The following is an 8,370-nucleotide window of genomic DNA, read 5'->3' on the forward strand; positions in this document are numbered from 1 at the left end:
CCGTCTCACTCCCCGGCGGGCGGGCCCGGCACCGTACCCAGGAAGCGGATGTGCGGAGGTCCGCCCGGTTCCGGCCGGGTCACCGCCGACCGGACCCGGTAGACCTCGGCGATCAGCTCCTCGGTGAGGACCTCGCCCGGAGCGCCGGCGGCCACCACGCGGCCTTGTGCCAGGACCACGAGCCGGTCGCAGTACATCGCCGCCAGGTTCAGGTCGTGCAGCGCCACGACGGCGGTGAGGCGCAGCTCGGCGACGAGCGAAAGGAGGTCCAGCTGGTGCTGGATGTCGAGGTGGTTGGTGGGTTCGTCGAGGAGCAGCTCGCGCGGCTCCTGGGCGAGGGCGCGGGCGATCTGGACGCGCTGGCGTTCGCCGCCGGAGAGGGTGCGCCAGGACTGCCGGGCCCGGTCGGTGAGCCCGGTGCGGGCGAGGGCCGAGCGGACGGCGGTCTCGTCGGCGGCCGAGAGGGGTGCCCAGGCCCTGCGGTGCGGGACGCGGCCGAGGCGTACGACGTCGGCGACGGACAGATCGGTCTGGGTGTCGGCCTGCTGCTCGACGGTGGCGAGGCGCCGGGCGACCGTGCGGCGGCCGAGTGCGCCGAGCGGGTCGCCGTCGAGGGTGACGACGCCCGAGCCCGGGGCGAGGACGCCCGCGAGGAGGCGCAGGAGGGTCGACTTCCCCGAGCCGTTGGGCCCGAGGAGGCCGGTGACGGTCCCTGGCGCGAGGGTGAGGCTGACGCCGTCGAGGACGAGGGTGCCGCCCGCCGTGCGCGAGACGCGGTCGGCGCGGAGCCCGGCGCGGGCGCCCCTGCCCGTGTCCGTGCCCGCATCCGCGCCCGTCTCCGTGTGCGCGCTCATCGGCTGCTCCTGGTGCGGTACAGGACGAGGACGAACGCCGGTACGCCGATCAGCGAGGTCACCACGCCCACCGGCACCTCCTGGGGGTCGAGGACCGTCCGCGCGAGTGTGTCGGCCCAAACGAGGAACACCGCCCCCGTCACGGCGGTGACGGGCAGCAGCCGGGCGTGCCCCGGCCCGGCCAGGGCCCGTGCCGCGTGCGGCAGGACGAGTCCGACGAAGCCGATCGCCCCGGCGGCGGAGACCAGGGCGGCCGTCAGGAGGGCGGTGACGCACAGCAGGACGAGCCGGGTCCTGGCGACGGCGACGCCGAGGGACGCGGCGGCCTCCTCGCCGAACGCGAACGCGTCGAGGGTCCTCGCGTACCCGCCGCAGATCAGCAGGGACACCGCGAGCACCGCTCCGCACACCGCGACGTCCCCCCAGTCGGCCCCGCCCAGCGAGCCGAGCAGCCAGAAGAGCACCCCGCGGGTGGTCTCGGCGTCCGCCGCCGTCATCACGACGAAGGAGGTGAGGGCGGAGAAGAGCTGCATCGCGGCGACGCCCGAGAGGACCACACGGTCCGTGGAGCCGCCGAGGGTGTGGCTCAGGAGGAGGACGAGCGCGAAGGAGCACACCGCCCCGATGAACGCCCCTCCGGTGACGGAGAGCACGCCCCCGCCGACGCCCAGGACGACGACCGCGACCGCGCCGGTCGAGGCCCCGGAGGAGACCCCGAGGACGAAGGGGTCGGCGAGCGGGTTGCGCAGCAGCGACTGCATGACCGCCCCGCAGACCGCGAGCCCCGCGCCGCAGACGGCGGCGAGGAGGGTGCGGGGCAGCCGCAGGTCCCACACGATGCCGTCCCGGATCGGCGAGACCTCGGCGGTCTCGCCGCCGATGTGGGCGGCGACCACGGACCACACGTCACCGACGCCGATGTCCGCAGGCCCGATGGTGATCGCCACGGCCACCGACACCGCCAGGACGGCGAGACCGGCCGCGGTCCACAGCGGCGCCGTGACCCCCGCGCGCACGGCGGTCCCGTCCGAAACGGCCTTGCCCGAAGCGGCCTTGCCCGAAGCGGCCTTGCCCGAAACGGACGCCGTCACTTCTCGAGACCGTACGCGCGGAGGGCCGCCGCCACCTTCTCGATGCCCTCGACGGTACGGATCGTGGGGTTCATCGCCTGGCCGCTGAGCAGGACGTACCGCTTCTTCCGTACCGCCGTCATGTTCCGGGTGACCGGGTCGGACTCCAGGAACTCGATCTTCTTGGCGGCGCTCTCGGCGGACTGCGAGCGGCGGGTCAGGTCGCCGATGACGAGGACGTCGGGGTCGCGGTCGGCGACGGTCTCCCAGTTGACCTGGGGCCACTCCGCGCGCGTGTCGTCGAAGACGTTCTTCGCGCCGAGGGCGTTGGTGACGATGCCGGGGGCGCCGCAACAGCCCGCCATGTAGGGCGACTGCGCGTCGGAGAACCAGTAGAGGACCGTGGCGTCCGTGAAGTCGCCGCCCGAGGTGGCCTTCGTGACGCGGGACTTGAGCTGTCCGACGAGCCGCTCGCCGCGCTCGGGGACGTCGAACACCCGGGCCAGGTCGCGGATCTCGCCGTACACCGTGTCCATGGTCAGCGGCCGGGTGCGGACGCCGTCGCCGTCGCCGCTGTTGTCCTTGCCGACGCAGTCGGTGGGCGAGAGGTAGGTGGGGACGCCGAGCTTCTCGAACCGCTCGCGGTCGGCGACCCCTCCCTTGCCGAGGGTGTACGCGAAGGAGGCGGCGGCGAAGTCGGGTTCGGTGTCGAGCACCTTCTCGAAGGAGGGGTAGCGGTCGGCGAGGCGCGGTACCTTCGCGTTCTCCTTCTCCAGGCCCGCCAGGACCGGGTCCGTCCAGGTGGCGGTGCCCACCATCCGGTCGGCGAGGCCGAGGGAGAGCAGGATCTCGGCCGCTCCCTGGTCGAGGGCGACGGCCCGCCGCGGGGACCGGTCGACGGTGACCCGGCGGCCGCAGTTGTCGTCGAAGGTCACGGGGTACCCCTGCCCGACGCCTCCGGCCTGGTTCTTCGCGGGCTTCGCGGGCGGGTTCTTCGCGCCCGGGGCGGCGGATCCGCCGCCGCAGCCGGTCGCGGTCAGGAGCAGGGCGCCGGCCAGGAACAGCACGGCGGAGCGGGCGGGGTGTGCGAGCGGCACGGGAACTTCCTCTGCGGCCACGGCTCATACGCGGAGCCTGTCGTAACGGTGCTCCCCGTACGGCAGCGTGCCGCCGGGGCCGCCAGCAGGTCTTCGGACTCGGGGTCAGCCGGACGGAGCGCCTTCCCGGGCCCGTCGTGCCGCCCAGTGGCCGATGCTCCGCCCGTCGCCCTCACCGCTGCGCGTCAGTTCCGGTTTCGCACCGGATTCCCTGACCCGTGCACACACCCGTTCGGGTGCGTACAAAGGTGCGACTGGCTTCGGCACAGTACCACCGGCGGTGTCCCCCGCCCGGGGGCGCCGCCGGTGGCGCGGCCGTGCCGCGTGGCGCGTCAGACGCGCAGTTCCTTCGCCTCGAAGCGGCCGTCGCCGAGGACGAGGACGAAGGAGACCTGCTGCCCTTCGGAGAGCGAGCGCTCCTCCCCCTCGATGTCCACGGCGCTGAAGTAGACCTGTTCCTCGGAGCCCACGGGAAGGACGAATCCGTACCCGCCGGCACGGTTGAAGGACTGCACGAACCCTTTGCTTCTGCCTTCCACGGCGGCCTCCTCGTCGTCACCGGCGACGCGGCCGAGGGGGGAACCGTGCCCGTCGGGCCGCGTCCGCGTCTCAGGGGACTTCTACCCCACCGGCCCGCTCTTCGCCCGTTACGGGAAGGGCCCCGGCCCGCCGGGACGGCCGCGTGCACGGAGCACGGGCAGAGTCTCGTACAATATTCAACAGAGGCCCGGTGCCGGAGATCCCCCGTGTCCGACATCGGGCCTCGCCCTACCCTCAGGGAGCCAGAGAGCCAGAGGGGCCGGCCCCGCTGCTCAGCCCCCGCCGCCCGGGTACGCGATCCTCGCCGTGATCCGGGCGATGCGCCGCGCCGACTCCTCCGGCGAGTCCACCGGCTGCACGATGTGACTGACGGTGAGCCGCACGATCGTCTCGACCGCGAGTCCGCGCGACTCCTCCTCCACGTCGGGCCAGGCCTCGACGGCGTACGCGTCGAGCATCGCCATCGCCGTACCGAAGACGGGTTCCGGGCGGGTGGTCAGGTAGGCGAGGAGGTCGTCCTCGCCGCCCCGCGCGGCGAGCAGCACGCTCTTGATGAGCGGATTCTCCACCGCCTGCCGGAGCGTGTAGCCGACCCCGGCGGCGGCCGCCTTCTCCAAGTCACCCCGGTGTGCGTCCAGTTCTCGCTGGATGCCGATCAGGAAGCCTTCCAGCTCGCGCTGGACCAGGGCGCTGCCGATGGCCTCCTTCGAGCCGAACTCGTTGTAGAGGGTCTGTCGGCTGATACCGGCGGCCCGCGCGATAACGGTCATGCGCAGCACGCCCCAGCCCTCGGCGGCGACGAGGCGGTAGGCGGCGTCGAGCACCTGCTGGCGCAACAGGGATCGAACACTCTCGCGAAAACGTGTCATCGTGTCCCTACTTTATCCACGGGGCGCTGTCCGGAGCATGGACACTTCAGGCCCGTCGACCCCCCGTTTCAGCCGGTCACACCCGGGCAGCGGCACTTGTGTCGCCCCGAGGGCCGGGGCGTACACGCGCGGTGTGAGGGAGAGAGCCATGAGCCACCACGGCAGGCGTCACAACAGCGACCGGGAGCACTCGCACGAGCCGCCCCCGCGGACGACCCCGTCCCACGCCGAGGGTGAGAGCGGCGACACGGAGGCGCGGCGCCAGGCGGAGGAGGCGACGCTTGACCGGTCGAAGGCCGCCATGGAGGACGAGGACGGGAGCACCGCCAAACGGCAGGGGTCGGGTCTCGGGCGCGAGGAGCAGCGGAAGCCGTACCCGCGCGGGCGGGACGGAGACGGGTAGTGAAACCGCCGAGAAGCAGGCCCCGAACGCCGTCATCGTCGCGGAAGCACCGGTGAGCCGCCCCGGGCTGACCGCCCTCGACGACCTCGGGCCACTTGGGGACACCTCCTGCCACCACTGTGACCGGTGCACTTCCGGAGTATTTCCCCCGTCGCAGGGAAGAGGACAAAAGGGAAGATTTCGAACAGGAGGTGCGGGATGGCCGCCGGTAAGAAGGCCAAGAACGCCGCTCAGACAGCCAAGGGAAAGGCCAAGGAGGCGACGGGCAGGGCTGTCGGCAACGAGAGCCTGGAGATGAAGGGGCGTGCCGAGCAGATCAAGGGTGACATGAAGCAGGCGGGCCAGAAGGCCAAGGACGCGACCAAGCACTAGGAGCGTCGTACCGAAAGTCGCGCGCAGTGTCACACGAAGCGGCGGGCGGACCCGGGTGGGCGGGTACGCCCGCCGCACACGTACGCACAGAGGTCGCGGTACGCGCAGAGGTCGCCGTACCGCACAGAGTTCGCGGTCCGCACGGATCGGCTACGAGGCGTCGATCTGCGTGCGGTACCACGACGCGTGGCGGGCGAATCCCTCCGTGAAGCCGGGCCCCGGATCGCAGCCCAGCTCGCGCCAGGGGCGGTCGTCGGCGAACCAGTGGTCCGTGGCGAGCATGTCGAGGTGGTGCTGCGCGAACGGGACCCCGGCGAGCAGCGCGCGGGCCGTGGGGATGTCCACGGCCCGGCCCGGGGGTGCCCCGCCTCGCCGGGTGAGCAGGCCGTCGGCCGCCGCGAGCAGGTCGGCGACCGGGACGGGCTCGGGATGGTCGACGTAGTACGGCCCCGGTCGGGTACGGGGCGAGAGCGCCGCGCCGAGCAGGGCGCGCGCCAGGCTGTCCACGTCGATCAGGGAGTGCAGCGACATGCCCCCGTCGAGCGGGGCGGGCAGGGCCGCGAGGAGCCGCACCAGGCCGGGCATCAGCTGCCGGTCGCCGGTGCCGTACACGAGGTGCGGTCGCAGCACCGTCCCGCCGGCGTCCAGGACGTACCGCTCGCCCGCCGCCCGGGTGCGGCTGGTCGCCGACACGGGTGCGAGCGGCAGGGTGCCGGGGGCGGCGGCCCGGAAGGGGCCCCGGCCGTGCACGGAGGCGGTGCTCAGGGCCACGATGCGGGTCACCCCGGCGTCCACGGCCGCGTCGACGAGGGCTCGGGTGCCTTCGTCGTTGACCGCGCGGGCCAGTTCCGGTTCCACGCCGATCGCCGAGGCGCAGTGGATCAGGACGTCGATCCCCGCGCAGGCGCGACGCAGGGAGTCGGGGTCGCGGAGGTCGCCCAGGACGGTCCCGGTCTCCGGTCCCACCCGCTCGCCCGGCGGGGCGGGCGGGCCGGTCGGCGTGAGCGGGCGGCGGGCGAGCAGCCGCACGTACGCGGGTTCCGCCGACGAAGCCGGGGAGGGGCTCGGGGAGAGGGCCGGGAAGGACGACGCCGCGGCCGCCACCCGGCCGCCGATGAATCCGGTCGCGCCGGTGATCAGAACGCGAGGGCCCATCGGTCCGCTCCGGTTCAACCCGCCAGCCGGGTGTCGAGGCCGGCTCCGGCCACCGCCAGTTCCCGGCAGGGGGAGGTGAGCATGCAGTGGAAGAGCCGGTGGCCGTCCTGGTGGCCGATGACCCTGACGCTGTGCGTCGAGGGGTCGACGCCGGACACGATCTCGGTCTCGATCCAGCAGGGGCTGTCGAGTTCGGCGTAGCGGGAGAAGGAGACGTCCATGACGGTGGGCAGGAATGCACCGGTGCCGATGGTGAGGGTCGCCGCCTGCCGGGCGGCTTCGAGGAGCACCATCCCGGGCACGTGGTCGTTGGGGCGGCGGAAGAGGGTGGGGTGGGCGGTGTTGATGCGCAGCTGCCACTGGCCGGGGCGGGTGCCCGGTCCCAGGACGACGTCCTTGGAGAGCTCGCGGCCGACCAGGTGCGGGGCCACGCCCGGAATCAGCGGGACCGGCCGACCGAGCGCGGCCATCCGCGCGCCGCGGATCCTGCGGTACGCCGGCGCGGAGGTGCAGCGCGCCATTGCGCTGCCGGTGCCGAGGAAGCGGTCGTCGCGGGTGAGGACCACGGTGGTGCGGAGGTCGCGCAGCCGCCCGCCGCTGCTGCTGAGGTCGGAGCAGACGACGTCGACGGTGAGGTCGGAGGAGAGCCCGTCGACGGTGAGCGCCTCGGGATCGGCGCTGTAGGAGAGGCCCCACATGACGAACTGGTCGTCCACGGGTACCCCGAATTCGGCATGAGCTATCAGCATGGTGGCCTGGCGTATCGTCTCGGCCACCAGTACGGGGTCGTGCCGGTCCCCTGCCACCGGTGAGAAGAAGGGATGCGCGGCAGGCCAGCGCGCGGAGACGGAGAATCGGTTCTCCCGTAGCTGGGTCCAGCCCGTGGGGATGATGTCCGCGGGGTCCGCTCGGTGAACGAACTCCCCGGGGACGTGTGTCGTCGCCCCTCGACAGTTCTGATCCATGGATCCCCCTCGCATCCCCGCGCCCCCGGGCGGTGCGTCCGCCCCGATTAGAATACGTACAGCGCGGTTTTCTTTTCAATGCATCACGTCACACGTTGAGCACAGACAGCGAGACAGCAGGAGGCGCCTTGGCGCAGCAAGCGCGTGCAATCCGGACCCGGCAGATGATCCTCGAATCGGCCGCGACCGTGTTCGCGGAGCGCGGCTACGAGCGGACGACCATCGGGGAGATCCTGGTGCGCGCCGGGGTGACCAAGGGGGCTCTGTACTTCCACTTCGCGTCCAAGGAAGATCTCGCCCTCGGTGTGCTCGACGCCCAGATGCTCGACGTCCCGCTGGCGCCGCAGGCGGTCAAGCTGCAGGAGCTGGCGGACCAGGCCTTTCTGCTGACCCACCGTCTGCAGCGTGACGCGCTCGTGCGGGCCAGCGTCGCCCTCGCACTGGACAGTGGCGCCACCGGGGTCGACCGGGCCGCTCCCTTCCAGGCGTGGATCGACCAGGTGTCGGAGATCCTGATGGTCGCGAAGGCCCGGGGTGAGCTTCTGGTCCACGTGAACGTCACGGACACCGCCGAGCTCTTCTCCGGCGCCTTCTCCGGAATTCAGGCGATGTCCCAGATCCTGTGCGATCGCAGCGATCTGGCCCATCGGGTCTCGGTGCTTCTCCAGCATTTCCTGCCGAGCATCTGCACCCCCGCCCTGCTGACATGTCTGGACATGACGGAGGAGCGGGCCCGGCAGCTGGGTGCCGAATACGACGCGAACCGGCTCCGCAGGGACGAGGGATATCTCGCGGAGACTTCCGAGCAATAGAAACCGACCGAACGGTCTCTGTAGCGCCCCGACGCGGAACGGTGTCGGGGCGCTCTGGCGTCATGGCACTGAGTGTGTTTTGCTGAGGGTACTCAGTGCCACAAGCGTCTAGGGGAGCTCCACATCATGGGCAAGGACTTCGACCTGTATCGGCCTTCCGAGGAGCACGACATGCTCCGGGAGTCGGTGCGTGCTCTCGCGGAGGCGAAGATCGTGCCGTTCGCCGCCGCGGT

11 protein-coding genes and 1 riboswitch are annotated in these 8,370 nt (G+C 72.1%); of the genes, 4 read left to right on the plus strand and 7 right to left on the minus strand.

Features of this window, described 5'->3' with window-relative positions; all coding sequences use genetic code 11:
• Window positions 1–5 precede the first annotated feature (5 nt).
• From ACIA8N_RS35480 to ACIA8N_RS35500, 5 genes are all read right to left on the minus strand, one after another.
• Complete coding sequence (locus tag ACIA8N_RS35480) at window positions 6–854, minus strand: ABC transporter ATP-binding protein (RefSeq protein ID WP_365779713.1); 849 nt, start codon at window positions 852–854, stop codon at window positions 6–8.
• Window positions 851–1,870 (minus strand): iron chelate uptake ABC transporter family permease subunit, encoded by a 1,020-nt coding sequence (locus tag ACIA8N_RS35485; protein WP_365780126.1) that lies wholly within the window; start codon window positions 1,868–1,870, stop codon window positions 851–853. The genes ACIA8N_RS35480 and ACIA8N_RS35485 overlap by 4 nt, the downstream gene beginning before the upstream one ends.
• Before the next feature lie 71 nt (window positions 1,871–1,941).
• Entirely contained in the window at window positions 1,942–3,021 is a 1,080-nt protein-coding gene (locus tag ACIA8N_RS35490) for an ABC transporter substrate-binding protein (protein WP_365779711.1), read from the minus strand.
• 87 nt (window positions 3,022–3,108) lie between these two features.
• Window positions 3,109–3,234: riboswitch (cobalamin riboswitch) on the minus strand.
• A gap of 119 nt (window positions 3,235–3,353) precedes the next feature.
• Window positions 3,354–3,560, minus strand: coding sequence for a cold-shock protein (locus ACIA8N_RS35495; RefSeq protein ID WP_037631190.1), 207 nt, complete (start codon window positions 3,558–3,560; stop codon window positions 3,354–3,356).
• 273 nt (window positions 3,561–3,833) lie between these two features.
• Window positions 3,834–4,430, minus strand: a complete 597-nt coding sequence (locus tag ACIA8N_RS35500) for a TetR family transcriptional regulator (protein ID WP_365779708.1) — start codon at window positions 4,428–4,430, stop codon at window positions 3,834–3,836.
• 148 nt (window positions 4,431–4,578) lie between these two features.
• Here ACIA8N_RS35500 and ACIA8N_RS35505 point away from each other — a divergent pair, with 148 nt between their 5' ends.
• Both ACIA8N_RS35505 and ACIA8N_RS35510 read left to right on the plus strand, forming a co-directional pair.
• Window positions 4,579–4,833 (plus strand): hypothetical protein, encoded by a 255-nt coding sequence (locus ACIA8N_RS35505; protein WP_365779706.1) that lies wholly within the window; start codon window positions 4,579–4,581, stop codon window positions 4,831–4,833.
• A 198-nt stretch (window positions 4,834–5,031) separates the two neighbouring features.
• The gene (locus ACIA8N_RS35510; RefSeq protein WP_365779704.1) at window positions 5,032–5,205 is read left to right on the plus strand and encodes a CsbD family protein; all 174 of its coding nucleotides are present in this window, start codon (window positions 5,032–5,034) and stop codon (window positions 5,203–5,205) included.
• A 150-nt stretch (window positions 5,206–5,355) separates the two neighbouring features.
• Here ACIA8N_RS35510 and ACIA8N_RS35515 read toward each other — a convergent pair whose 3' ends face one another.
• Window positions 5,356–6,360, minus strand: a complete 1,005-nt coding sequence (locus tag ACIA8N_RS35515; RefSeq protein ID WP_365779702.1) for an NAD-dependent epimerase/dehydratase family protein — start codon at window positions 6,358–6,360, stop codon at window positions 5,356–5,358.
• Between the two features lie 14 nt (window positions 6,361–6,374).
• Complete coding sequence (locus ACIA8N_RS35520; protein WP_399416884.1) at window positions 6,375–7,340, minus strand: ScbA/BarX family gamma-butyrolactone biosynthesis protein; 966 nt, start codon at window positions 7,338–7,340, stop codon at window positions 6,375–6,377.
• Between the two features lie 113 nt (window positions 7,341–7,453).
• On the opposite strand from ACIA8N_RS35520, the gene ACIA8N_RS35525 reads away from it, so the two are divergent.
• Window positions 7,454–8,137 carry a ScbR family autoregulator-binding transcription factor gene (locus ACIA8N_RS35525; RefSeq protein ID WP_365779698.1) on the plus strand — a complete coding sequence of 228 codons (684 nt, stop codon included), beginning with the start codon at window positions 7,454–7,456 and terminating at the stop codon, window positions 8,135–8,137.
• Window positions 8,138–8,263: 126 nt separating this feature from the next.
• Window positions 8,264–8,370, plus strand: a 107-nt coding sequence (locus tag ACIA8N_RS35530; RefSeq protein ID WP_146250805.1) for an acyl-CoA dehydrogenase family protein, incomplete at its 3' end; no start/stop codon positions are given.

The organism is Streptomyces sp. NPDC051822 (assembly GCF_044452745.1).
Taxonomy (GTDB): Bacteria; Actinomycetota; Actinomycetes; order Streptomycetales; family Streptomycetaceae; genus Streptomyces.